Origin of the sequence: Serpentinimonas maccroryi (assembly GCF_000828915.1) — a bacterium.
GTDB classification, from domain to species: Bacteria; Pseudomonadota; Gammaproteobacteria; order Burkholderiales; family Burkholderiaceae_C; genus Serpentinimonas; species Serpentinimonas maccroryi.
On the sequence record NZ_AP014569.1, the window covers coordinates 2,187,975 to 2,213,042 of the forward strand.

Consider the following 25,068-nt stretch of genomic DNA (forward strand, 5'->3'; position numbering starts at 1 on the left):
CTTCACAGCCGGCCTCCGTGCATGAGTTTGCGGTTTTCGTGGTCGGCGCGCAGCACGATGGCGATGGCGATCAGGTTCAGCAGAATGGCCGAACCGCCAAAACTCATGAAGGGCAGCGTCAGGCCCTTGGTAGGCAGCGCGCCGAGGTTGACGCCGATGTGGATGAAGGCCTGAAAGCCGATCCACAGCGCGATGCCCTGCACCATCAAGCCGGCAAACACCTGCTCGAGCGCGATCGACTGGCGCCCGATCTGCATCAGGCGCCGCACCAGCCACCAGAACACCGCGATCAGCAGCAGCACCCCGACCAGGCCCAGCTCTTCGCCGATCACCGCCAGCAAAAAATCGGTGTGCGCTTCGGGCAGCCAGTGCAGCTTTTCGATGCTGGCCCCCAGCCCGACGCCAAACCACTCGCCGCGGCCAAGGGCGATCAGCGAGTGCGTGAGCTGGTAGCCTTTGCCCAGCGCGTGCTCGACGCTAAACGGGTCGAGGTAGGCAAAGACGCGCTCGCGCCGCCACGGCGAGCTCATGATCAGCAGCGCAAACACGCACACCAGCAGGCCCGAGACGAGGAAGAACATGCGCGCGCTCACGCCGCCCAGGAACAAAATGCCCATAGCGATCACGGCGATCACCATGAAGGCGCCCATATCGGGCTGCATCAGCAGCAGCACCCCGAGCAAGCCCAGCGCCACGCACATGGGCAGGACGGCGCGGAAAAAGCGCTCTTTGACCTCCATGCGCCGCACCATGTAGCCGGCGGCGTACATGGCGATGGTCAGCTTAGCGAGCTCGGAGGGCTGGAAGTTCATGAGCCCGAGCGGAATCCAGCGCCGCGCGCCATTGACCTCGCGCCCGATGAAGGGAATGAGCACCGCGATCAGCAGCACCACCGTGCCCGCCAGCAACCAAGGCGACCATTCCTGCCAGCGCTTCATGGGCACCTGAAAGGCCAACAGCGCCGCCACCGTGGCCACCCCGAGGGCGATCAGGTGGCGGATCAAAAAATGCTCGTGCTCGAGGTTGCGAAAGCGCGGGTTGTCGGGCATGGCGATGGTGGACGAATAGACCATCACCAAACCCCAGCACAGCAGCGCCACCACGACCCACAGCAGCACCTGGTCGAAGCCGAGCTCGCGCACGGCGGTGTGGTGACGACTGCGGGCGTGATCGACGCTGGCCAGCCGCACCGGCAGCTCGCCGGCGGTGGTGTCGGCGCGCCACCAGCCCAGCCAGCCTTGCCAGCCGGCATGGGGGGCGTTGCGCGCTGCGCTGGCCGCAGCCGAGGGTTGTCGGCTCATGCGGGTGTGCCCTCCTCTTGCTGCAGCTCGCGCACCGTGGCCACGAACACCTGGGCACGGTGGGCGTAGTCGCGAAACATATCCAAGCTGGCGCAGGCGGGCGAGAGCAGCACCGCGTCGCCGGGCCGGGCCTGCGCGGCGCACCAGCGCACCGCTTCGGGCAAGCTGGCGCAGCGCTGCAGTGGCACGCCGCAATCGGCCAGTTCCGCTTCGATGGTGGCGGCATCGCGCCCGATCAGCGCCACGGCTCGGGCGTAGCGCGCCACGGCTGCAGCCAGCGGGGCGAAGTGCTGGCCTTTGCCGTCGCCGCCCAAAATGAGCACCAGTTTGCGCTCGACCCCGAGGCCGTTGAGGGCTGCCAAGGTGGCGCCGACGTTGGTGCCTTTGCTGTCGTCGATGTATTCGACTTCGGCCACGATCCCGACCGGCTCGACCCGGTGCGGCTCGCCCCGGTAGTCGCGCAGGCCGTGCAGCAGCGGCGCGAGTTCGGCGCCGGCGGCGCTGGCCAAGGCCAAGGCGGCCAAGGCGTTGCTGGCGTTGTGGCGGCCGCGGATGCGCAGGGCGTCGGCGGGCATGAGCAGTTGCAGGCGCGGGGTGGCGGCGGGGTGTGCGTTCGCATCCGCGTTCGCATCGGCTTTTGCGTTGGCTTTTGCGTTGGCTTTTGCGTTGGCTTTTGCGTTGGCGCTGGTGCGGCGGCGGGGTGCGATGGCGTTCTCGTCGTCGGCCAGCGCGCGCACCAGCCAGGTGAGGCCGTTGACGCTCTGCAGCCCCCAGTCGCCGGGGCGTTGTGGCGCGTCGGTGCCGAAGCTTTGGTAGGGGCGTAGCGGCGGCGCTGGGGTGCGGCGGCGGCTGGCTGGGGCTGGGCTGGCGCTGGCGGCGTGGGCTGGTACCGGGCACCAGCTCATGACGGTGGCGTCGTCGCGGTTGAGCAGCATCAGGGCGCGCTGGCCGTAGATGCGCGCTTTGGCGGCGCCGTAGGCGGCCATGGTGCCGTGCCAGTCGAGGTGGTCTTCGCTCAGGTTGAGCACGGTGGCGACGCTGGCTTCGAAGCCCTCTACGGCGTCGAGCTGGAAGCTGGAGAGTTCGAGCACCCAGGCCTGAGGCAGCTCGTGCAGGTGTTGCGCTTGCAGGCGCTGGCGCAGCACGTCGAGCAGGTTGGGGCCGATGTTGCCGGCCATGGCCACGTCCCAGCCGGCGGCTTGCAGCAGGTGCGCGGTGAGCGCGGTGGTGGTGGTTTTGCCGTTGGTGCCGGTGATGGCCAGCACGTAGGGGTGGTAGCTTGCTGTGGTGCTGGTTTGGGCACTTGCTTCGGCCGGGGCGGTGGCGCGGGCTGGGCAGGGGCGGGGTTCGTCAGTCGCAGGCTCTGATTCCTCACCCCGCCCCTGCCCAACCCGCACCACATGGGTGGTTGCCACCTCTGCGGCGCCGCCTTCGCCTGTCGCACGCTCCGATTCCTCACCCCGGCCTTGTCCAACCCGCGCCACATGGGCGGTTGCAGCCACCTCTGCAGCGCCGCCCAGCGCTGCTAGCGCTTGGCCAAACAGGCACAGCTCGCCCACGATGGCGGTGCCGGCGCTTTGGGCGGCGGCGCTCAGTTCGGCCATGTCGCTGGGCAAAATGCCGGGGCTGCGGCAGACCAGGGCCCAGGGGGCAGAGGCGAACAGGGTGGCGTCGAAGCGCGTGCCCAGCCGCAGTTGCGCATCCGGCAACGCGGCGGCCAGCGTGGCGGCTTGGGGGGCGCTGGGACGGCTGTCGGCCACCGTGACCTGCGCCCCGGCCAGCGCGCACCAGCGCGCCAGCGCCAAGCCGGATGCCCCCAAACCCAGCACCAGCACCGGGCGGCCGGCCAGCGCTTGCATGGCCGGTGCCAGGGCGCGCTGCAGCCACTGCGCGGCCGCGCCCACTGGCGGGCGCAGCGGCTCCAGCCCCGCGGGCGCTGGGGCGCTGGCGGACGTGGCCGGGGTGGCAAGGGTGGGCACAGGGGGGTTCATCGCAGCTTCAGGGTTGACAGGCCAATCAGGCACAGCAGCATGGTGATGATCCAAAAGCGCGTCACCACTTGGGTTTCGCGCCAGCCGGATTTTTCGAAGTGGTGGTGCAGCGGCGCCATCTTGAACAGGCGTCGGCCTTGGCCGAAGCGCCATTTGGTGTATTTGAACCAGCTCACCTGCAACATCACCGACAGCGCCGAGGCCACGAACACGCCGCCGATGATGGCCAGCACGATCTCTTGGCGCACGATCACGGCGATGGTGCCCAGTGCCGCCCCGAGTGCCAGCGCGCCGACGTCGCCCATGAACACCTGCGCCGGATAGGCGTTGAACCACAGAAAAGCCAGCCCGGCCCCACCCATGGCGGCGCAGAAGATCAGCACCTCGCCGGTGCCCGGTATGTGCGGCAGCAGCAGGTAGTCGGCAAACACCGCGTGCCCGGTGACGTAGGCAAAGATGCCGAGCACGCCGCCGACCATCACCACCGGCATGATCGCTAGGCCGTCGAGCCCGTCGGTGAGGTTGACGGCGTTGCTGGCGCCGACGATCACCAAGTAGGTCAGCAGCACGAAGCCGGCCACGCCCAGCGGGTAGCTCACTTGCTTGAAGAAGGGCACCATCAGCCCGGCTTGGTGCGGCAAATCGATGGTGAAGCCCGAGGCCACCCAGCCGATGAAGAGCTCAAAGACGCGCTGGTTGCTGCCCTCGGAGATGGCAAACACGAGGTAGAACGCCGCCACCAGCCCGATCACCGACTGCCAGAAGTACTTGGTGCGCGCGCGCATGCCTTCGGGGTCTTTGTGCACCACTTTGCGCCAGTCGTCGATCCAGCCTATGGCGCCAAAGCCGAGCGTGACGCCGAGCACGATCCAGACGAAGCGGTTGCTGGGGTCGAACCAGAGCAGGGTCGAGACCGTGATGGCAAACAGGATCAGCACGCCGCCCATGGTCGGGGTGCCGCTTTTGCTCAGGTGGCTCTGCATGGCGTAGCCGCGGATGGGCTGGCCGATTTTGAGCTCGGTCAGGCGCCGGATGAACATCGGCCCGGCCGCCAGCCCGACCAACATGGCGGTGATGGCGGCCATGACGGCGCGAAAGGTCTGAAACTGGAACACGCGCAAGAAATCGAGGTCGGGGCTCAGGCCCTGCAACCAGAGGGCCAAACTAGGCAACATGGGGTGCGCCCTCCGTGGTGGTTTTTGGTGTCTGCGGTGACGTTTGCGTCTGCGCGCTGGGCTGCACGCTGTCCTGCGCCTGGCTGGCGGCTTGCAGCGCCTGCACCAGCCGCTCCATGCGCATGAAACGCGAGCCTTTGACGAGCACGCTGGCGGCTTGCGCTGCCGCGCTCAGCGCGGCGGCCTGCAGCGCCTCGTAGTGGCCAAAGGCCTGCAGGCGCTTGTGGGGCAAGGGCATGGTGCTGGCCGCAGCGCTTGAGGGCGATGTGACTTCAAGGCCCGCAGCGGCCGCGGTGTTTGTGTGCTGCGGATCCAAGGCGGCAGCGGCGCGCTGCATCCAGTCGCCAGTCACCAACACCTGCTCGATGCCGCGCGCCAGCGCGTGGCGCAGCACCTCGTCGTGAAAGGCCAGCGCCTGCGCCCCCACCTCGCCCATATCGCCCAGCAGCAGCAGGCGCGGCCCGGGCAGCTCGGCCAGCAGGTCGATGGCGGCGCGCACCGAGTCGGGGTTGGCGTTGTAGCTGTCGTCGATCAGCGTCTGGGCCTGTGCGCCCCAGCGCAGCGTGAGCGCGCGCGAGCGCCCGGCCACGGGCTCAAAGCCCTCGAGCCCGGCTTGGATCGCCGCCAGCGGCACCCCGGCAGCGAGGGCGCAGGCCGTGGCCGCGAGCGCGTTGTGCACGTTGTGCCGCCCAGCCAGCCGCAAGCGCGCCTGCAAAGGTCCGGCGGGGGTGTGAATGTCAAGCGCCCAAGCTCCGTCGGCCCACTGCGCCTGGACCTGCACCTCGGGTGGGCGCAAGCTGTGGCTCGTGCTGACTGGGGCTGGGCTGGGCTGGGGTGAGGAATCAGAGCCTGCGACTGACGAACCCCGGCCCAGCCCAGCCCCAGCCAGCCCCCCCAGCCCATCGGCAAAGCACACCACCCGGCGCGCACCCGCGATCTGCTGCCACAGCGGCGTGTAGGCGTCGTGGGCCGGGAACACCGCCACCCCGTCGGGCGGCAGGGCGGCGAGCGCGCTGCCGTTCTCGCGCGCCACCGCCTCGACGCCGTGCATAAACTCTTGGTGCTCGCGCTGCGCGTTGTTGACCAGCGCCACCGTGGGCTGGGCCAGCGCCGCCAGCGCGGCGATCTCGCCGGGGTGGTTCATGCCCAGCTCCAGCACCGCCAGCCGGTGCGCAGGGCGCAGGCGCAGCAGCGTCAGCGGCACGCCGATGTCGTTGTTGAAATTGCCCTCGGTGGCCAGCGCCGCCTCGCCCACGGCGGCGCGCAGCATGGCGGCGATGAGCTGCGTCACCGTGGTCTTGCCGTTGCTGCCGGTGACGGCGATCAGCGGCAGCGCAAAGCGCGCGCGCCAGCGCTGCGCCAGCTCGCCCAAGGCGGCGCGGGCGTCGGGCACCTCGACGCCAGGCAAGCCGGCTTGCGCCAGCCCGCGCTCGGCCACGGCGGCCACGGCCCCGGCGGCGCGCGCTTGCGCCAGCCAGTCGTGGCCGTCGAAGCGCTCGCCGCGCAAAGCCACGAACAGATCGCCGGGGCGCAGGGTGCGGCTGTCGGTGTGCACGCGCAGCACCGGCTGCGTCACGGCGCCCACCGCGCGCGCACCGCGCAGTTGCAGCAGCAATTCAGCCAAACCGTTCACGCCGGGCTCCCTTCGGGCGTGCCCTGCTCGCCTTGCTCGCCTTGCTCGTTTCTCCAGCGCCGCTGCAGCGCCAGCCGGCCCTGCACCACGTCTGAAAACGGGTGGCGCACGCCGGCGATCTCTTGGTAATCCTCGTGGCCCTTGCCGGCCAGCAAGATGATGTCGCGCGCGTCCGCCATGTCCACCGCCTCCTGGATGGCTTCGGCGCGGTCTGGCTCGACGATGGCGCGAACCGGCTCGGTCAGGCCGGCTTGCATCTCGAGCAAAATCTGCAGCGGGTCTTCACCGCGCGGGTTGTCGCTGGTGAGCACCAGCCGCGCCGCTTCGCGCTCGGCGGCCGCGGCCATGAGCGGGCGCTTGCTGCGGTCGCGCTCGCCACCGCAGCCCAGCACGCACCACAGGCGCCCGCCGCGGTGCTCGGCCAGCGGCTGCAGCGCCTGCAAGGCTTTTTCTACCGCGTCCGGGGTATGGGCGTAATCGACCAGCAGCAGCGGCAAGCTGGCCGGGCCGTCGGTCCAAGCGGCCTGCATCCGGCCGGGCACCGGCTGCAGCGCGGCGCTGGCTTGGGCCGCAGCGGCCAGCGTGTGGCCGCTGGCGCGCAGCACCGCCAGCGCGCACAGCAGGTTGCTCAGGTTGTAGTCGCCCACCACATCGAGCGACAGGCTGATGCGTTCAGCGCCCGGCTCCGGCGCCTCGACCGGCCGGCCCTCCTGCTCCACCTTCACCTCTTGCACCACGAAGTCGATGCCGGTCGTGCTCCAGCGCCGTTCCAGCAGGCGCAGGCGCGCCGGGCGCTGCGCTGCGGGCTCGGTGGATACGGTCCACAGATCGAGCCCGGGGCGCTGCGCCAGATCGGCCGCCAGTTCGCGCCCGTGCGCGTCGTCGATATTCACCACCGCCACCTGCAAGCCGGGCCAGTCGAACAGCGCGCGCTTGGCGGCCCAGTAGGCCTCCATGGTGCCGTGGTAGTCGAGATGGTCTTGGCTCAAATTGGTGAACACTGCGGTGTGCAGCCTAGCGCCGTTGAGCCGGCCTTCGTCCAGGCCGATCGACGAGGCCTCCATCACCACCGTGTGCAGCCCTTGGTCGGCGTAGCGGCGCAGCAGGGTTTGCAGCGTCATTGGGTCCGGCGTGGTGAAGCCGGTGCTGGTGAGTTCAGTGCCCGCCATGCCGGTGCCCAGGGTGCCGATCAGCGCTGCCGATTCGCCCACCGCCTGCAACCATTGGCTGCACCACCAGGCGCTCGAGGTCTTGCCGTTGGTGCCGGTGATGGCCACCACGCGCAGGCGCTCGCTGGGGGCACCGTAGAAGTGGTGCGCCACCGGACCGGCGGCGGCCTTGAGCCCGGGCAGCGCGGCGATGCGCGCATCGCTCCAGTCCCACGCCTCCAGCCCTTGGGCTTCGACCAAGCAGGCCACGGCCCCGGCCTGCAGCGCCGCGGCCACGAACTGGCGGCCATCGTGGCCACTGCCGGGCCATGCCACAAAGGCGTCGCCGGGCTGGACCTGGCGGCTGTCGCTCACCAAGCGCTGCGCCCCTAGGGCCTGCAACCAAGCCACGGCCTCGCTCGCCTGCTTAAATTGTTGAATCATCCCGGCTCCTGCACCAAATCGGCCACGATGTGCGGCCGCACGTCCACATCTGGTGCCACCCCCAGCACGCGCAGGGTCTGCTGCACGGTGGCCGAAAACACCGGCGCCGCCACCACGCCGCCAAAGAAACCGCCCTCGGTCGGCTCGTCGATCATCACCGCCACCACCACCCGCGGCTGTTGCGCCGGGGCCAGCCCGACAAAGAAGCTGCGGTGCCGGTTGGCGGCGTAGCCCGCGCCCTCTTGCACGCGCGAGGTGCCGGTCTTGCCGCCGACCGAAAAGCCCACCGTCTGGGCGCGCTGCGCGGTGCCGCCGGGTCCGGCGCTGAGCGCCAGCATGTGGCGCACCGCCTGCGCGCTCGCCGCGCTCATCACCGGCACGCCCTGCGCCGGCTGCTGGCTTTTGAGCAAGGTCACGGGCAGCAGCTTGCCGTCGGTGGCAAACACGGTGTAGGCCTGCGCGAGCTGGAACAAGGAGGTGGACAGGCCGTAGCCGTAGCTCATGGTGGCCTGCTCGATCGGGCGCCAGCTCTCGTAGGCGCGCAGGCGACCGCTCACGGCACCCGGAAACGGCAACTGCGGCCGCTGCCCAAAACCGATGCGCGTGTAGGCCTCCCACATCTGGCGCGGCTGCATCTGCTGCGCCAGCTTGACCATGGCCACGTTGCTCGAGGCCTTCATGGCCTCGTTGAGCGTGACCACGCCCAAGCCCCGGATGTCGCGGATGGTGAAGCGACCCATGGTCAGGCGGCCTTCACCGGTGTCGATCAGGGTGTCGGGGCGCGCCAGCCCGCTCTCCAGCGCCAGCGCAGCCATGAAAGGCTTGACGGTCGAACCCGGCTCGAAGGTGTCGGTCAGGGCGCGGTTGCGCACCTGCTCGCCGCTCAGGTTGCGGCGCTGGTTCGGGTTGAAGCTCGGGTAGTTGGCCAGCGCCAGCACCTCGCCGCTTTGGGCATCGAGCACCACGATGCTGCCGCCGCGCGCCTGGTGCTGTTGCACCGCCTCGCGCAGGCGCTGGAAGGCAAAAAACTGAATCCGGCTGTCGATCGACAGCTGCAGGTCACGGCCATCGACCGGGGGGATGACTTCGCGCACGTCTTCGACCACGCGCCCAAAGCGGTCGCGCAGCACGCGGCGCGAGCCCGGCTGCCCCGACAGGTGGGCGTTGAAGGCCAGCTCGACCCCCTCTTGGCCCACGTCTTCGACGTTGGTAAAGCCCACCACGTGCGCCAGCGCCTCGCCCTCTGGGTACTGGCGCCGGTACTCTTTGCGAAAGTGGATGCCCTCGATCCCCAGCGCGCGCACCTGCGCCGCCCGCGCTTCGTCGAGCTGGCGCCGCAGCCAGACGAAGGTCGGGTGCCGGTCGAGTCGGCGCTGCAGTTCGGCCGGCGGCAGCTCCAGCAGCCGCGCCAGCTCAGGCAGCTTGGGGTGCTGGCGGTCGATGTTTTCTGGAATGGCCCAGACGCTTTGCGCCACCACGCTGGTGGCCAGAATCAGGCCGTTGCGGTCCAGCACCCGGCCGCGGTTGGGCGGCAGCTCCAGCGTGCGCTCGAAGCGGATCTCGCCCTGGCGCTGGAAAAATTCGTTGCCAAACACTTGCACGTAAGCGGCGCGTGCGCCCAAGCCCAAAAAGACGAGCGCAAAGCCGGCCACGATCAGGCGGCTGCGCCAGACCGGGGTGGCGCTGGTGAGCAAGGGGCTGGAGCCGTAAGCAATGGCGCGCTTCATGGCCGCGGCTCCGGCTGCGCCAAGGGGGTGGCAGACGCGGGCGCGGGTGCCGTCACCGGCCCCTGCAGGCGCTGCACCGGCCCGGCGGCGCCGCCTGCCGCACCAGCCACGGGCAGGGCCAGCACCTCGGTGATGCCGGGGTGGATCGGACGCATCTGCAGGCGCTCACTGGCCAACTGCTGCACCCGCGCCGGGGCCGCCAGGGTGCGCTTTTGCACCTGCAGCTGCTCGTGCTCCGAGGCCAAGCGGTCGGCGGCGGCGTTGGCGCGCTCCAGCGCCACGAACAGGCGGCGCGCTTCGTACTGCTGATGCACCAAACTGAGGGCACTGGCCAGCAGCACCAGCAGCAGCACGAGGTTGAGGCGCGTCATGGCAGCGCCTCCCACGCCAGCGCGCTGCGCTGGGCCAAGCGCAGCACGGCGCTGCGCGCGCGCGGATTCGCCGCCACCTCGGCGGCGCTGGGCAGCACGCGCTGCACCTGCGCCAGCGCCAGCGCCTTGGGCGCGGCCAGCGGCTGGCGCCGGTCGTAGGCGTCTTTGGCGTGCTGCGCCATGAACTGCTTGACCAGCCGGTCTTCGAGCGAATGAAAACTGATCACCACCAGCCAGCCGCCGGGCTTGAGCACGCGCAGCGCCGCCTTCAGCGCGTGTTGCAGCTCCTCAAGCTCGGCGTTGATGAAAATCCGAATAGCCTGAAATGTGCGCGTTGCAGGGTCCTTGCCCGGCTGGCGGGTTTTGACCGCGCCAGCCACGATTTGGGCCAGCTCGGCGGTGGTTCCAATAGGGCCCCGTTCCTGTCGGCGACGATCAAGCGCCTTTGCAATCGATTGAGCAAACCGTTCTTCGCCGTATTCACGTATCACCTCTGCTATTTCTGTAACTTCTGCCGTGGCCAGCCATTCGGCTGCGCTCTGGCCCCGGGTGGGGTCCATGCGCATGTCCAAGGGGCCGTCGTGGCGGAAGGAAAAACCCCGGGTGGGGTCGTCGAGCTGGGGTGAACTCACCCCCAGATCCATCAAGATGCCGTCGGCGCTGGCCTCGGGCTGCTCGGCCAGCGCGGCAAAACCTTGGTGGTGCACCGCGTGCAGCCGGGCGTCGCTGGCCGCCAGCTGCTGCGCCGCGGCGATCGCCTGCGGGTCTTTGTCGTACACCGCCAACCGCCCAGCCGCCGACAGACGCGCCAAAATCGCCCGCGCATGGCCGCCGCGACCAAAGGTGGCGTCGATGTAGCGACCGTCTGCTTGCACGTGCAGCGCTTGGACTGCTTCGTTCAACAGGACGGTGCAATGGGCTAGGGGCGGTTGCACCAGCGGCCCCTTAGAAAGAAAAGTCCTTCAGGGCCTCGGGCAACTCGCCCTGCATCGCCTGCGCCTCCTGGGCCGCGTAGGCTTGGGCGTCCCAGAGCTCGAAGTGGTTGCCCATGCCCAGCAGCACCGCCTCTTTGTGCAGGCCGGCAGCGGCGCGCAGCTCGGGCGCGATCAGCACGCGGCCGGCGCTGTCGAGCTCGCAGTCCATGGCGTTGCCCAAAAAAATGCGCTTCCACCACTGCGCCGACAGCGGCAGCGCGGCGATGCGCTCGCGAAACTGCTCCCACTGCGGGCGCGGAAACAGCATCAGGCAGCCGTGCGGGTGTTTGGTGATGGTGAGCTGCCCAGCGGCGCACGCGCCCAGCACCTCGCGGTGCCGCGTGGGCACCGCCAAGCGACCCTTGGCGTCGAGACTGAGAGAGGAAGCACCTTGGAACACAGCGGAATGGCCTTATGACCCACTTATCACCACAAAAACACACTTTTCACCACTGTAGCACCAAATTCCGCCCACGCCTAGCTGGCGTTACAATTTTTTCAAATGAAATCAATCGCCTAGCACCAGACCGAGACACCAATAGGCAGCAAAAATCGAGCCTAATTAAAGGCTTACACGAAACATCAAAAGTTTTTTATGAAGCTTTTGGCCGGCCACGGGGCCCATGCCGCGCTTGCGGCTGAGGCGGTGGCCGCGCGGCGCCTGCCAAGCCGCGCCCTCGGGCTCAAACGCGCAGCGCGTGCATCGCGTACAGGGGCGCGCCGGTCCAGGGCAGGCACAGCGCCTCGAAGGCCGCACCGGCGGCGCCGTAGCATTCCGAGACGCTGCGCATCCCGGCCTGGCGCAGGCGCGGATGCGCTTGCAGCAGCTCGCCCCCATGCTGCAGGCCCCAGCGGAACTCGGCCCCCGTGGGCCCTACGCTGGCGCTCCAGCGCGACTGCCCGATGGCCCGGTGCGACATGGCGTCGAGCACCAGCACCGAGTCGGGCGGGGCACGCTGGGCAAACTCGCGCAGCAGCGCGCGCACCCGCTCGGGCGGCAGGTACATCAGCACCCCCTCGCACAGCAGCCACAGCGGGGCGCCGGCGGCCCAGCGGTCCAATTCCAGCGCGTCCCACCAGCCATCGCCGGAGAGGTCGATGCCGGCGTTGTGGCGGTGCTCGCCCTGCCCCGGCAGCAGCTGCTCGCGCAGCGCCAGCACCTCGGGCAAATCGGCATCGAGCCAGCGGTTGTGGCCGTTGTCGAACCACTGAAAATGGTTCGACAGACCGCAACCCAAGTTCACGCCGGCCGCATGCGGATGGCGGGCAAAAAATTCGCGCCCCCAAGCCTTGAGCACGTGCGTGCGCCACAGCACATTGAGTACCACCAGCCGATCTTGCAGCAGCGTTTCGGCGTCGCTTTGCAGGCAGCTTAAAAGATGCGCCGCGTCGGCGTCGAGGCAGTCGAGCCAAGGGTAGCAGCGGGCGCCGTGGGCGCGCGCCACCAGCGGGATCAGCAGGGTCGCGCGCACGGCCTGCAGCCGCGTCTGGCGCAGCAAGCACTCCGGCGGCACGGCACCGGGTGGGCAATGGCTGCGGCCGCAGCGCCTGAGGCTGGTCTCCATGCCCCCATGTTACGCCCAAGCGGCGCCGCACGCTACAAAATATAACGCGACAAGTCCTCGTTGCGGCTCAAGGCCGCCAGCCGCGCATCGACCATGGCGGCATCGACCACGACTTCGGCGCCGCTCAGGCGCGTGGCGTCGAAGCTCACCTCGTCGAGCAGGTGCTCCATCACCGTGGCCAAGCGGCGCGCGCCGATGTTTTCGGTGCGCTCGTTGACCTCAAAGGCGATCTGCGCCAGCCGCGTGATCGCGTCCGGGCCAAAGACCAGCGTCACGCCCTCGGTCGCCAGCAGCGCCTGGTACTGGCGCACCAAGCTGGCGTGGGTCTGGGTGAGGATGGCCTCGAAGTCGGCCACGGTGAGCGACTGCAGCTCGACCCGGATGGGCAGGCGCCCTTGCAGCTCGGGGATCAGGTCGCTGGGCTTGCTCAGGTGGAAGGCGCCGCTGGCGATGAACAGGATGTGGTCGGTCTTGATCGGACCGTATTTGGTCGACACCGTGCAGCCCTCGACCAGCGGCAGCAGGTCGCGCTGCACGCCTTGGCGCGAGACTTCGGCGCTCGACTGGCTGTCGCTGCGGCTGGTGACTTTGTCGATCTCGTCGATGAACACGATGCCGTTTTGCTCGGCGCTCTGGATCGCTTGCAGCTTGATCTCTTCTTCGTTGAGCAGCCGCCCGGCCTCTTCGTCGATCAGCAGGCGGCGCGCTTCGGCGATTTTGAGCTTGCGCGTCTTGCGCTTGTGGGCGCCCAGTTGCGAGAACACGCCGCGCAACTGCTCGGCCATCTCCTCCATGCCCGGCGGCGTCATGACCTCGAGCTGCGGCTGCGTGGCGGCGAGCTCGATCTCGATCTCGCGCTCATCGAGCGAGCCCTCGCGCAGCTTTTTGCGCAACACCTGGCGCGTGGCGTTGTCGCGCTCGGGTTCGCTCGACAACGGGCCCTCGTGCCGCGGCGCAGGCAGCAGCGCATCGAGCAGGCGCTCTTCGGCGTTGTCTTCGGCGCGGGCGCGCACCTTGAGCGCGGCCTGCTCGCGCGCTTGCTTGACGGCGATGTCCACCAGATCGCGCACGATGCTGTCCACGTCTTTGCCGACGTAGCCGACTTCGGTGAACTTGGTGGCCTCGACCTTGATGAATGGCGCCCCGGCCAGCCGCGCCAGCCGGCGCGCGATTTCGGTCTTGCCGACGCCTGTGGGGCCGATCATTAGGATGTTTTTGGGCGTGATCTCGGGCCGCAGCTTGGGCTCGACTTGCTGGCGGCGCCAGCGGTTGCGCAGCGCGATGGCCACGGCGCGCTTGGCGGCGGTTTGGCCAATGATGTGCGCGTCGAGCTCGGAGACGATCTCCTGCGGGGTCATGGCAAAGGACATGGCTTAGAGCACCTCGACGGTGTGGTTCAGGTTGGTGTAGATGCACAGCTCGCCCGCCACCTGCAGCGACTCGCGCACGATCGCTTCGGCGCCCAGCTCGGTGTGCGCCAGCAGCGCGCGCGCTGCCGCTTGGGCATAGGCGCCGCCCGAGCCGATGGCCACGATGCCGTGTTCGGGCTCGAGCACGTCGCCGTTGCCGGTGATGATCAGGCTGGCGCTGCGGTCGGCCACGGCCAGCATGGCTTCGAGGCGGCGCAGCACGCGGTCGGTGCGCCAGTCGCGCGTGAGCTCGATGGCGGCGCGCTGCAAGTGGCCTTGGTGCTTTTCCAGCTTGGCCTCGAAGCGCTCGAACAGCGTGAAGGCGTCGGCGGTGGCGCCGGCAAAACCGGCCAGCACCTGGTCGCGGTAGAGCTTGCGCACCTTGCGCGCCGTGCCCTTGACCACGATGTGGCCGAGCGTGACCTGGCCATCGCCGCCGATCGCCACCTGCACCCCAGCCGGGGTGAGGCGGCGCACGCAGACGATGGTGGTGCCGTAGAGCAGGGCGGGGTCGTGGGATGGAGTGTTCATGTACAAGGCTTTAATATTGTCTCAAGCGCAAAGTGGCGACTTCATTGATGCCCACCGTGTGCAAATAAGCGGCCAACAGCCTTGAGAGCCCATGCAGCTCCACCGCCACGCCGCGCTGGCGCGCCGTGAGCAGGCACTGCATCAGGGCGCTGGCGGCCACCAGATCGACGCGCAGCAGGCCTCGGCAGTCGAGTATGAAGGGCGTACCGGGCGGGTGTTGCACCAGCGCAGCGTCGAGCGCGCCCAGCAGATCGGCGTTGCCCGCACCCAGCTGGCCCGACAGGGTGGGCGCGGCTTGCGACAACAGGGTCAAGGCGGCGGGCCAATCGGCATGGTGCGTGAGGCCAAATTCGGCTTGTGCGTTGGCCCGCTCTGCTGGCAGATCGGGCCATGCCAGGGGCTCGAGTGCAGCGGCCGCACCAGCTGCAAGCGGCTGCGGAGGCGCTGCTTCAGCGCGTGCCGAAGCCGTGCCTGCAGCCGCAGTCGGCAAGCTGTCGGCAGCCACACAACGGCACTGGGGCTGCACCCACTCCGGCGGCAACACGCCGTAGGTGACGCAGTAGTCGAGTGCGGCCAAATCGAATTCGTCGCGCCGTCGCATCAGGCACAGCAGCGCCAGCCGCAACTGCCACCATACGGCATCGTTTTCGCTGCGGCCAGAGGGCGTGCTGGCTTTGAGGCGACGGCGCAACACCGCCGCCCCGACCATGCGCAGATCGAGCGGGCGCTGCAGCCACCCCTGCACCAGCACCAGCAGAGCCCGGGCCGCTGGCAGGTCGGCCGAGAGCAAACCGGTCCAGTCCAACCACTTGGGCGAACCCGGAGCGGCCATGGTTTGCTCCAGTGCCGCCACGGCCTGAAGATCGAGAAACAACGGGCACACCCAGCTGCCGTCCTGCGTGCCTGATGGCTCCGTTTGCGTGGACGGTTGCAGCACACGCCCGGCCTCGGTGGGCCAGCGTGGCACCGGGGTACCAAAGCGATCGGCAAACTCTGCAGCCAGTTCATCAAAGGGCTCAACCTCGCCGCGCGCATGGAAAAAATCCAGTAAAGCCATCGCGGCCACCCGCGCCGCAAGTGATAGCGGTTTTTGCACCATCAGGGCGCGCAGGGCGCGCTCCACCGCAGCATCCTTGCCTAGTGCAAAGGCCTGCGCCGCCTGCGTCAGCTCGGGCTCGCTCAGGGCGGCTGACAATTCCTGCACCGTGAACGGCTGATCCTCGGTTACGACATCGATCGGCAATGCCGCAGCTGGCTTGGCGCGTGCGCGCAAATGCTTTGACTGCGACAAATCGCGCTCAAGGGTTTGCGCTAGGCGGGTGGAGACTATGCGTGCGCCGCCAGCCTCCGGCCCCAGACCGCGCTGCAACCAGTGCTGCGACATTTGCGACTCGATGCGCGCGATCTCGTTGATGGTACGGTTTCTGAACGCACCCGGCCCGACATCGAGCTGCAGCGAGGACGACAAAGGGGACAGAGTTGACAGGTCGCTCAAGCCCGAGCTCGGGGCTGGCAAACCGTCCCGCTCGTGCGCCGCCCAGCGCGCACGCATGAGCTCACGCAAGTGGTTGAGTTCGTCGTTGCGCACCGCATCGTTGCGGCGCTTGCGCGCCACGGCGGCCTTGAGCAATTGGCGTTCGGAATCACCCCCTGCGGCAGCAGATGGCTCGGGCAACGCGCTGGGCGGCGTCGAAGGCCGAACGATCGCGCCGACGCGATCCAACCAGCTTCGCGGAGGTGGGGCATTCTGACTCATGGCGGCCCGGTCACTGCGCCCGCTTTGCCAGCGCCGTCTTTAATCGCCAAACAGCTTTTGCTTGAGCTCGCGGCGCTGCTGCGCCTCGATCGACAAGCTGGCTGTGGGGCGCGCCAACAGCCGGCCGACGCCGATCGGCTCACCGGTTTCGTCGCAGTAGCCGTAGTCACCCGAGTCGATGCGAGCGATCGACTGCTCGATTTTCTTCAATAGCTTGCGCTCGCGGTCACGGGTGCGCAGCTCGAGCGCGTGCTCTTCCTCAATGGTGGCGCGGTCGGCCGGGTCGGGTACCACCGAGGTGTCTTCGCGCAGGTGCTCGGTGGTTTCACCGGCGTTGACCAGGATGTCGTGCTTGAGCTGCTGCAGCTTGCGCTTAAAGTAGGCCAGCTGCACCTCGTTCATGTACTCGGCATCGGGCATGGCCAGCACGTCGGCGTCGGTGAGCTGCTCGAGCGGCACGGTTTTCCAGTTGTTGCTCAGCTTGGGGTTTTTTTTCGGCGTCGTGGGGGTGATGGCCACCAGCACGCGCTCGGGGCTGGGGCTGAACACCGCTTTGGCGGCCCCCGGGTCGTGCGAGGGCTCCACCGTTTGGCTCATCTGGGCCTGCATGGCGGCCTGGGTGGCGCGCTTGTTGACCGACGGTTGCCGCACTTCGCTGCCGGCCTTGAGCACCTCGTCGGGGGCGGCCGGTTGGTCGGTTTTGACACCGGCCTTGGGGCCAGTCTTGGTGGGGCGCTTGGCAGGCGCGGCGGCAGCTGTGTCCACTGCCTCTGCAATCGGGGCGGGGTCTTTCACTACAGGTTTCCTCTCTGGGGCCGCGATGGCGGCCGATGCGCGTTTTGGGCCCCCAGCAGCGCCAGCAGGCACCGCAGCCGGCGCTGGACCGGGGGCAGGGGCGACAAAAGCCCCGGATTGTACGGCCAGACCAGGGGCGGCTTTGGGTCTTGGCTCTGGGGCGGTTTTGGCGCCGGATGCGGCTGCAGCTACAGGTGTGGCCTGGGCCGTCGGCACCGGAGCCGCTGCAGCGGCGTAGGGCCAATTGGCGTAGCGGTTGCTCGGATTCATGGCGGCGGTCTCCTGCGGTGCCCGGTGGTGTTCAAACCAATGCTTGCTCCAGCCCTTGCACCAAAATGTCGCGCGGCAAGTCGATGCCGATGAACACCATCTTGCTCTGGCGCACCTCATCGGGTTTCCACTCGGGCCCGAGGTCGGAGCCCATGAGCTGGTGCACACCCTGAAAAATCACCTTGCGCTGGGTGCCTTGCATGTGCAGCACGCCTTTGTAGCGCAACATATTGGGCCCATAGACCTGCACGATGGCGCCGAGGAAATCCTCGAGCCGCGCCGGGTCAAAGGGCCGCTGCGCCCGATAGACGAAGCTCTGCACGTCGTCATCGTGGTGGTGGTGATGGCCGTGCGGGGCCTCGTGGCGGTGCGAGGGATGGTCGCAGCCGGGGCCGTGTTCGTGACCGTGTTCGTGACCGTGCTCGTGGCCGTGCTCGTGGCCGTGGCCGTGCTCGTGGGCGCAGTCGGGGCCGTGCTCGTGGGCGCAGTCGGGGCCGTGCACGTGGCCGTGATCGTGCGGCTCGGGTTGGTGCTCGTGCGGCTCGGTGCTGCGCAGAAAATCGGGGTCGATCTCGAGCTTGGCGTTGAGGTTGAAGCCGCGCAGGTCGAGCACTTTGCTCAGCGCCACCTGGCCGAAATGCACCGCCTCCATCGGGGCCCGCGGGTTCATGTGTTTGAGCCGGTGCTGCAGGGCCGCCAGCGCCCCCGGGCTGACCAGCTCGGCCTTGCTGATGAAGATCTGGTCGGCAAAACCCACCTGGCGCCGCGCCTGCTGGTGGGCGTCGAGCTGCGCCCCGGCGTGCACCGCATCCACCAGCGTGATCACGGCGTCGAGCAGGTAGCTCTCGGCCACCTCGTCGTCCATAAAGAAGGTTTGCGCCACCGGCCCCGGGTCGGCCAAGCCGGTGGTCTCGATCACCACGCGCTCGAAATCGAGCTCACCCCGGCGCTTTTTCTCGGCTAGGTCGCTCAGGGTGCTGCGCAGGTCTTCGCGGATGGTGCAGCAGATGCAGCCGTTGCTCATCTGGATGATCTGCTCGGTCGTGTCGGAGACCAGAATCTCGGCGTCGATGTTTTCGGCGCCAAATTCGTTTTCGATCACGGCGATTTTTTGCCCATGCGCCTCGGTGAGCAGGCGCTGCAGCAGGGTGGTCTTGCCCGAGCCCAGAAAGCCGGTCAGGATGGTGGCGGGAATCAAGGACATGGATGGCTCACAGCAGCAACACAGAGGCCGACAAGGCCGATAAAGCCCAGCCTATATCGGACGGGATGGATCGGCCCAGCCGCAGACACCAGACCGATCAACCAACCAGTGTAGTGCAGTTTCAGCTTTTTGGCGCAGTTTTGCGCGCGCGCGGATGGGCCGCCTCGTAGGCGCGGCTCAGGTGCTGAAAATCGAGCCGGGTGTAGATCTGGGTGCTGGCGATGCTGGCGTGCCCGAGCAGCTCTTGCACGGCGCGCAAGTCGGCACTCGATTGCAGCACGTGGCTGGCAAAGCTGTGGCGCAGCATGTGCGGGTGCACCCGGCCCGCCAAGCCCGCGCTGGCGGCGAGCGCTTGCAGCTGGCGCCGCGCCACCTGGGGCGTGAGCCGCGCGCCGCGCGCACCCACGAACAAGGCCGCCGCACCTGCGTCCAGCCCCGCCTGCGCACGCGCCGCCAGCCACTGCGCCAGCGCCTGCAAGGCAGCGGCGCCCACCGGCACCGTGCGCCACTTGCCGCCCTTGCCCAGCACCTGCACCTCGCCCGCTTGGGCATCGACCCAGCCCAGTGCGGCGCTGCTCGGGCGCACGTCGAGCCCCAGCGCTTCGGCGATGCGCAAGCCGCTGCCGTAGAGCAACTCCACCAGGCAGTGGATTTGCAGCACCTGCCAGTCAGGTGCCGTGGCGGCCACCGTTGGGCCAGCGGCTGCTTCGCTTTCTGTGCCTTCAGCGCGGCCCTCTTTGCGGGCAGGGCCGGCAGACTGCGGCAGGTGCGCGGCCAAGCGCAGCGCGTCGTGTACGTCCAATGCCTTGGGCAAGGGCTGCGCCGCCTTGGGCGCGCGCACCGCCTGCAGCGGGTGCGCCGCGATCACCTCTTGGCGGCCCAGCCAGGTAAAAAAGCCGCGCCAGCACGATAGCACCAGCGCGATGCCGCGCGGCTGCCGACCGCTGGCGCGCAACTGCGCCGCCCAGCGCCGCGCATGGGCTGGGCTGACGCTGGCCCAACCCAAACCCTCGGCTGCACAGCGCTGCGCCAACCCTTGCAAGTGGGTGGCGTAGAGCGCTTGGGTGCGGGGCGCGAGCCGTTTTTCGACCCGGATGTGCAGCAGGTAGCGCGCCAGCCAGTCGGCATCGGTCGAGTTCAAGTTGGGGGCCGATTCGGGACCAATCGATCCGCACGGAAGCGCCGCGCCTGCTGGCGCCTGTTTCGGGTTGCGCATGGGGGGCTGGCGCGCCACGATGCCCTCTCGTGCCTCAGTATCTCTCAGGCGGTGCCGATCGGCAGACGCAGGCGGCTCAGGGCCGCTGCCGCCAGCTCGGCGATGCGCTGCAGGAAATCGGTGCCCATATCGTTTTGGAAGCGCAAGGGGTCGTCGGAGGCCAGCAGCAGCAGGCCAAAGCAAGGCTGGCTGGCAGCGGTGCGCAAAGGCAACAGGGCCAACGAAGCCGCCGCTTGCGTGGGGAGCAGCCACTGCGTCACCTCAAAATCCCGGTTCGGGCCGCAGTAGGGTTGCTGCAGCGAATCGGCCAAGGCCCGCGCCGCGGGTGTCACCCCGAGGCAGTACGGTGCCCCGGCATGGGTCTGGCTCAAATCCCACAGGCGCAGTGCCACCTGGGGCAAGGCAAAATCGGCCAGCAAGCCGTTTTGCAACGCCTCGGGCAGATCGGGGGCATTGGGCACCGCCAGCAGGCGGCGCGTCCAGTGGTGCAACAAGCCCTCGATGCGCGCGTTCTCGGAGCCATGGCGAATCATGTCGGCCGCCTTGAGTTCGAGGTGGCGGATCTTTTCGCGCAGCAGCTCGGCCTGACGCTCTTGCAAGCTGACAGCGCGCTGGCTGTGCGGACTGGTCAGCTGCACGTGCGCCAGCACCTCGGCATGGCGCTCAAAAAAATCGGGCGTGTTGAGCAGAAACTGAGCGATGTCGTCTTCGGTGATGGGAGGTACGGGCTGCACAGGCAATTTCCTTTGATGATAAAACCGGGCGCGCCTTGGCAACGCCCTGGGCTGTGTAGGATGGCGCGTCAAGGCATAAAGACGCGATTTTCCGCCAAGCGCCCAGCCGCTGCAGGCCTGTCAAGACCTGCAAGACCGTTCAAGGCCGCTCGGGCAGGTCCGGCAGATCGATCACCCCCTCGTACACCGTCTCGGCCGGGCCGATCAACTGCACGGAAGCAGCCAGGCCGTGGCGCGACAGCGGCCATTCGATGCGCAGGGTGCCGCCGGGCAACTCTACCTCGACGGCTTCGTCGAACCAGCCATGCCGGATGCCGGCGACCACCGCCGCACAGGCTCCGGTGCCGCAAGCCAACGTTTCGCCCACCCCGCGTTCATAAACCCGCAAGCGCGCCTGCTGGCGCCCCAGCACTTGCAAAAAGCCGACGTTGACGCGGCGCGGGAAGCGGGGATGGTTTTCGAGCCAAGGCCCCCACTGCGCCACCGGTGCCTCGGCCACCGAGGCCACGCGCAGCAACGCATGCGGGTTGCCCATCGACAGCACCGACAGCTCGACCTGCTCCTGTTGAGGGGTCGGGGACAGATCGGCCGGCAGCGCCAGCGGCCACACCTGCCAGCCACCCTGCGCACGCGGCTGCAAACCCGCAGCGTCGAAAGGGATGCGCTCGAGCTCGAACACCGGCGCCCCCATATCGACCCCGACCCGGCCGTCGCTGCCCAAGCGCAACTCCAGCACCCCGGCGGCGGCTTGCACCCGCAGCGTGGGGCGCGGGCTCAGGCCGCGCTCGTGCACGTAGCGCGCAAAGCAGCGCGCGCCGTTGCCGCAGTTTTCCACTTCGCCGCCGTCGGCGTTGTGGATCGCGTAGGCGAAATCGACGCCCGCGTGCGGCGCGGCGCGCACGCTCAAAATCTGGTCGGCACCGACGCCAAAGTGCCGGTCGGCCAGCAGGCGGTACTGCGCCGGCGTGAGGCCCAAGCGGCCACGGGTCTCGTCGAGCACGACAAAGTCGTTGCCCGCACCCTGCATTTTGGTGAACGGAATGCGCATGGGCGCATTATCGGCCAGCCGCCGCCCAACTTGGGACCCCCACTCGGGCCTTTGCCGGCCGCTGCGGGCTGCGACTGCGCCTTAGCGCGCGGCCTCTGCCATGAACATCTCGACGCGGCGGTTTTGCGCCCGGCCGGCCGCGGTGTCGTTGCTGGCCACCGGCTCGCGCGCGCCACGGCCGTCGATGCTGATCGCGCCCATCGGCACACCGCGCGCCACCAAGTAGTCGCGCACGCTGGCGGCGCGGTTGATCGACAGCGGGTTGTTGATGGCGTCGGTGCCGGTGCTGTCGGTGTGGCCGATGATGCGCACGCGCGCTTGCGGGTTGCGCAGCATGCCCTGGGCAAAGGTGTCGAGGATCGGGCGGAAGTTGGGCTGGATGTCGGCGCGGCCGACGGCAAACGAGACATCGCTCGGGATGTGGAGCTTGAGCTGGTTGTCGGCCGTCTGCGTGACCTCGACCCCGGTGCCGCGCGTGCTTTCCTCCATGGCGCGGCGCTGCTCTTCCATGCGCGTGGACCAAATGTGGCCACCGATGGCGCCCACGCCGGCGCCGATCACGGCCCCGCGCAGCGCACCGTCGCGGCCGTCGGCGGCGGCGCCGATCACGGTACCGGCCACGGCACCGATGGCGGCGCCGCGAGCGGCGCCTTGCTGGGTTTCGGTCATGGTGGCGCAGCCGGCCGTGAGCACCACAGCGGCGGCCAAAGCGGTGTAGGCGGCATAAGGGGCGAAGCGCATGGTTTTTCCTTGGCAGTTGACAATGCTGCCATTATCAGCCCAGCAATGCCGCACTGCTTGGCCCCCAGACCCAAATTTACAGCCCTTACGATTGCACACCTTTGCCGGCTATTGCCGCCCATCTCTTGGTGACGCCCCAACCGCGCCACCCGCACAACCCGCGCACCATTCCCTGATCCGACCATGATCCACCCCCTGCCCTTGCACGACCCGCCCGACTGGCAACACGAACAACCCGTGGCGCTGCGGCCCCATGTGCTGCGCCTGACGGCTCCCAACGCCGGGCTGATGACCGGCCCCGGCACCAACAGCTACCTAGTCGGCGCGCCCACCAGCGGCTACTGGGTGATCGACCCCGGACCGCTGGATGCCGCCCACGTGCAGCGCCTGTGGCAAGCCACCGCCGGCCAGATTTGCGCCATCGTCTGCACCCATTCGCACCCCGACCACTCGCCCGCCGCCTTGCCGTTGCAGGCGCTGTGCCGCCAAGGCCCTTCGGCGCAACGCCCAGCGCGCCCTTCTGCGCCGATCGCGCCGATCTTGGGCCTACCCAGCGCCCCCACGGCGCGCGAGCACAGTTTTTTCCGCCCCGACCGCACCCTGCACGATGGCGAGGCGCTGGAGCTGCCCCACCCCGACGGGCGCTCGGCGCCGCTGCGGCTGCGCGCCCTGCACACACCCGGCCACGCCGCCAACCACCTGTGCCTGCTGCTCGAAGGCGATGGCCTGCTGTTCAGCGGCGACCACATCCTCGAGGGCAGCACCACGGTGATCGAACCGCCCGACGGCGACATGAGCGCCTACCTCGATGCGCTCGATCGCTTGGCCGCGCTGTGCCTAGACGCGGGCGTGACCCACATCCTGCCCGCACACGGCCATGCGCTGGCGCAACCCCTGCAAGCCATCGAGCGGCTGCGCCGGCACCGCCTGCAGCGCGAGGCGCGGGTGCTGTCGGCCATGCGGGCGCTGCCCAAGGGCCAAATCGACGACTGGCTGCCCGTGGTCTATGCCGATGTGCCTGCGCACCTGTGGCCGGTGGCGCGGCGCTCGCTGCTGGCGCACTTGCAGCGCATCCAGGCGCTGGGCCTGTTCAAGCCTTGAGCCCGAACACCCGGTAGCGGTTGCGCCCCTCCTGTTTGGCCTGATACATGGCTTGGTCGGCGTGGCGCAGCAGGGTATCGGGGTCGGCCGGGTCGTCGGGCGCGGCCGGAAACAGCACCACCCCCACGCTGGCGCTCGAGGCCACCGCGTGGCCATCGATCTGCACCGGCTGCCGCAGCGCCTCCAGCAAGCGCTGCAACACCGGCTGCCACTCGTCTTCGTGGCTCAAATCGGCCAATAACAGCACGAATTCGTCGCCGCCCAGCCGAGCCAGCGTATCGGCGGCGCGCAAACCTTGTTGCAAGCGGCGCGTGATCTCGATCAAGAACCGATCCCCGGCGGCATGGCCCAGCAGGTCGTTGACCGGTTTGAAATTGTCTAGATCGAGGTAGCACACCGCCAAGCGGCTGGCCTGACGGCGTGCGCGCGCCAGCGCCACCTGCAGCCGGTCTTCGAGCAGGCGCCGGTTCGGCACCCCGGTCAGGGGGTCGTAGTGCGCCAGCCGGTCCAGCGCCTCGCGCTGCTGCTGCAGCAAGGCCCGATCCGCCTGCAGCTCGCGCTTGATGCGCACCAGGCGCCGGGTATTGAACCCCAACCCCAGCGCCAGCAGCAGCACCAAGCTGCCACTCAGGCCCAAGGACACGATCCAGAGCTGGTAGCGCAGCCAGACATCGGTCCAGGTCACTGTCGGCAGTTGATCAAAGGGCGGCATGCGCAGCTCGCGCATCACCCGCTCTATCGCAGCGTAGTCGGCCGGGATGCTAAAGCCGTACAGCCCCGCCTGCAGCGCCGCTGGGTCGTAGGGGCGCAAGTCCATCAACGCCAGCGCCACCTGGTGCGAGAGTTCGGGCGGCACATGCACAGCGGCCAAGAAGGGCCATTCCGGGTACAGATTGGTCGAAAGACGCAACGCAAAACCCGGTACCTGCTGCGGGTTCATGTGCACCAATTGCCCTGGCTGCAGCTTGCCCTCGCGCTCCAAGTCTTCCAGCACGCTGGTGCGCACAAAGCCGGCATCGACCTCGCGCTGCAGCACCGCTTCGACCACCCGATCCACCGGCTGTCCGGTTTCGACGATGTGTAACTCATGCAGCGGCACCCCGGCTTGCAGCAACTCGGCCGCCGGGGCCATGTACGACCCCAGACTCTCGCGCCCCGAGACCGCGATGCGGCGCCCGCGCAGATCGGTCAGCGTGGCCAAATCGGTGCGATCGGGTAGGCGCACGATCACCCCGCCGATGCCGTGCACGGGGGTGTCGCCGTGGCGCAGCACCATCGAGGCCAGCGAACCCGACAAGCGACCGCCTTCGCGCAACAAGTGAAAATGCACCGGGTTGGTGAGCACGAAATCGACCCGCCCGGCCTCGATCTCCTGCTCCAGCTCGGGGCCGCTCAAAGCTTGCACTTGGAAGCGGTAGCCCGGCACCCTGGCGCTCAAAAAATCGCCCAAGGCGTTGAAACGCTGGAGCATGACGGGCTTGGGCCGATAAGCAAACACACCCAGCGTCAGCAGCGGCCGCGTGTCGGCCGGTACCGCGCCGGGCGCATCTGGTTTGGGCTGCGCCCAAACCGCGCCCGATACCCCAAGCAGGCACCCAAGCAACAGCCACAGCGCGCGGCGCCAGCATGCACGCACCGAGCAAACGGCCCACAACGTGTTTGATAGTCCCAACTCGCCACCTTTTTTATTTGGCTCCATCTTACTCCGAAGTCGCGGTGCGGAGATGCGCATCTAGACGACGGCAGCCATGCCCGCTGGCACAGAAAAATTCTCTTCCCTTTGGCCTTTGAACGCGGTATATTGCCAAATTAAGCATGTACGCCCTCCTGCCAGCCAAAAATCGCCGAGTATGCCAAGCGTTGTGCTGCATGGGTGTTTGGTGGTCGGGCTGGCTTTTTGCTTTGGGCGCCGGTTTGTCTGCCCGAGTCAGCAC

General features: G+C 68.4%; 20 protein-coding genes and 1 pseudogene. 1 reads left to right on the forward strand and 20 read right to left on the reverse strand.

The features are described from left to right. Window positions 1–2: 2 nt before the first annotated feature. The 19 genes from ftsW to SMCB_RS10150 all read right to left on the reverse strand — a co-directional run bounded on the left by ftsW (window position 3) and on the right by SMCB_RS10150 (window position 22,033). Window positions 3–1,301, reverse strand: a complete 1,299-nt coding sequence (gene ftsW, locus SMCB_RS10060) for a putative lipid II flippase FtsW (RefSeq protein WP_045536749.1) — start codon at window positions 1,299–1,301, stop codon at window positions 3–5. Continuing rightward, complete coding sequence (locus tag SMCB_RS10065; protein ID WP_231851201.1) at window positions 1,298–3,292, reverse strand: Mur ligase family protein; 1,995 nt, start codon at window positions 3,290–3,292, stop codon at window positions 1,298–1,300. The genes ftsW and SMCB_RS10065 overlap by 4 nt, the downstream gene beginning before the upstream one ends. After that, on the reverse strand, window positions 3,289–4,467 hold the full coding sequence (gene mraY, locus SMCB_RS10070) for a phospho-N-acetylmuramoyl-pentapeptide-transferase (protein WP_045536751.1): 1,179 nt from the start codon (window positions 4,465–4,467) through the stop codon (window positions 3,289–3,291). Before mraY ends, SMCB_RS10065 begins: the two co-directional genes overlap by 4 nt. Next, window positions 4,457–6,100 (reverse strand): UDP-N-acetylmuramoyl-tripeptide--D-alanyl-D-alanine ligase, encoded by a 1,644-nt coding sequence (locus SMCB_RS10075; RefSeq protein ID WP_045536753.1) that lies wholly within the window; start codon window positions 6,098–6,100, stop codon window positions 4,457–4,459. Before SMCB_RS10075 ends, mraY begins: the two co-directional genes overlap by 11 nt. Then, window positions 6,097–7,692 carry a UDP-N-acetylmuramoyl-L-alanyl-D-glutamate--2,6-diaminopimelate ligase gene (locus SMCB_RS10080; protein WP_045536754.1) on the reverse strand — a complete coding sequence of 532 codons (1,596 nt, stop codon included), beginning with the start codon at window positions 7,690–7,692 and terminating at the stop codon, window positions 6,097–6,099. Before SMCB_RS10080 ends, SMCB_RS10075 begins: the two co-directional genes overlap by 4 nt. Then, window positions 7,689–9,419: a peptidoglycan D,D-transpeptidase FtsI family protein gene (locus SMCB_RS10085; RefSeq protein ID WP_045536755.1), complete on the reverse strand. Its 1,731-nt coding sequence runs from the start codon at window positions 9,417–9,419 to the stop codon at window positions 7,689–7,691. Before SMCB_RS10085 ends, SMCB_RS10080 begins: the two co-directional genes overlap by 4 nt. Beyond that, a complete protein-coding gene (ftsL, locus tag SMCB_RS10090) occupies window positions 9,416–9,790 on the reverse strand; it encodes a cell division protein FtsL (protein ID WP_045536756.1) in 375 nt (124 codons plus the stop codon). The genes SMCB_RS10085 and ftsL overlap by 4 nt, the downstream gene beginning before the upstream one ends. Further along, window positions 9,787–10,725 carry a 16S rRNA (cytosine(1402)-N(4))-methyltransferase RsmH gene (rsmH, locus tag SMCB_RS10095; protein WP_045536757.1) on the reverse strand — a complete coding sequence of 313 codons (939 nt, stop codon included), beginning with the start codon at window positions 10,723–10,725 and terminating at the stop codon, window positions 9,787–9,789. The genes ftsL and rsmH overlap by 4 nt, the downstream gene beginning before the upstream one ends. Before the next feature lie 10 nt (window positions 10,726–10,735). Beyond that, entirely contained in the window at window positions 10,736–11,164 is a 429-nt protein-coding gene (gene mraZ, locus SMCB_RS10100; protein WP_045536759.1) for a division/cell wall cluster transcriptional repressor MraZ, read from the reverse strand. A gap of 283 nt (window positions 11,165–11,447) precedes the next feature. Then, the gene (locus SMCB_RS10105) at window positions 11,448–12,329 is read right to left on the reverse strand and encodes a class I SAM-dependent methyltransferase (RefSeq protein ID WP_082027352.1); all 882 of its coding nucleotides are present in this window, start codon (window positions 12,327–12,329) and stop codon (window positions 11,448–11,450) included. 32 nt (window positions 12,330–12,361) lie between these two features. Continuing rightward, window positions 12,362–13,699, reverse strand: a complete 1,338-nt coding sequence (gene hslU, locus SMCB_RS10110) for an ATP-dependent protease ATPase subunit HslU (RefSeq protein ID WP_045536761.1) — start codon at window positions 13,697–13,699, stop codon at window positions 12,362–12,364. Window positions 13,700–13,702: 3 nt separating this feature from the next. Continuing rightward, window positions 13,703–14,269, reverse strand: coding sequence for an ATP-dependent protease subunit HslV (hslV, locus tag SMCB_RS10115; RefSeq protein ID WP_045536763.1), 567 nt, complete (start codon window positions 14,267–14,269; stop codon window positions 13,703–13,705). Between the two features lie 10 nt (window positions 14,270–14,279). After that, the gene (locus SMCB_RS10120; protein ID WP_082027353.1) at window positions 14,280–16,025 is read right to left on the reverse strand and encodes an STAS domain-containing protein; all 1,746 of its coding nucleotides are present in this window, start codon (window positions 16,023–16,025) and stop codon (window positions 14,280–14,282) included. Between the two features lie 39 nt (window positions 16,026–16,064). Next, the gene (gene dksA, locus SMCB_RS12540) at window positions 16,065–16,820 is read right to left on the reverse strand and encodes an RNA polymerase-binding protein DksA (RefSeq protein ID WP_144400337.1); all 756 of its coding nucleotides are present in this window, start codon (window positions 16,818–16,820) and stop codon (window positions 16,065–16,067) included. Window positions 16,821–17,121: 301 nt separating this feature from the next. Beyond that, the gene (locus tag SMCB_RS10130; RefSeq protein ID WP_045536767.1) at window positions 17,122–18,294 is read right to left on the reverse strand and encodes a CobW family GTP-binding protein; all 1,173 of its coding nucleotides are present in this window, start codon (window positions 18,292–18,294) and stop codon (window positions 17,122–17,124) included. Window positions 18,295–18,415: 121 nt separating this feature from the next. Next, complete coding sequence (locus SMCB_RS10135; RefSeq protein ID WP_045536769.1) at window positions 18,416–19,435, reverse strand: tyrosine-type recombinase/integrase; 1,020 nt, start codon at window positions 19,433–19,435, stop codon at window positions 18,416–18,418. A gap of 119 nt (window positions 19,436–19,554) precedes the next feature. Next, entirely contained in the window at window positions 19,555–20,250 is a 696-nt protein-coding gene (locus SMCB_RS10140; RefSeq protein ID WP_045536771.1) for a DUF484 family protein, read from the reverse strand. A 133-nt stretch (window positions 20,251–20,383) separates the two neighbouring features. Further along, window positions 20,384–21,292, reverse strand: coding sequence for a diaminopimelate epimerase (gene dapF / locus SMCB_RS10145; protein ID WP_045536772.1), 909 nt, complete (start codon window positions 21,290–21,292; stop codon window positions 20,384–20,386). Window positions 21,293–21,373: 81 nt separating this feature from the next. Then, a complete protein-coding gene (locus tag SMCB_RS10150) occupies window positions 21,374–22,033 on the reverse strand; it encodes a YiaD family glycine zipper/OmpA-like lipoprotein (RefSeq protein WP_045536773.1) in 660 nt (219 codons plus the stop codon). Window positions 22,034–22,204: 171 nt separating this feature from the next. Here SMCB_RS10150 and SMCB_RS10155 point away from each other — a divergent pair. Further along, a pseudogene (locus SMCB_RS10155) lies at window positions 22,205–23,134 on the forward strand (MBL fold metallo-hydrolase); the annotation flags it as partial. Here the strand turns inward: SMCB_RS10155 and SMCB_RS10160 are convergent. After that, window positions 23,124–24,605: a diguanylate cyclase domain-containing protein gene (locus SMCB_RS10160; protein ID WP_171820301.1), complete on the reverse strand. Its 1,482-nt coding sequence runs from the start codon at window positions 24,603–24,605 to the stop codon at window positions 23,124–23,126. The pseudogene SMCB_RS10155 and the gene SMCB_RS10160 overlap by 11 nt on opposite strands. Between the last annotated feature and the right edge of the window lie 463 nt (window positions 24,606–25,068).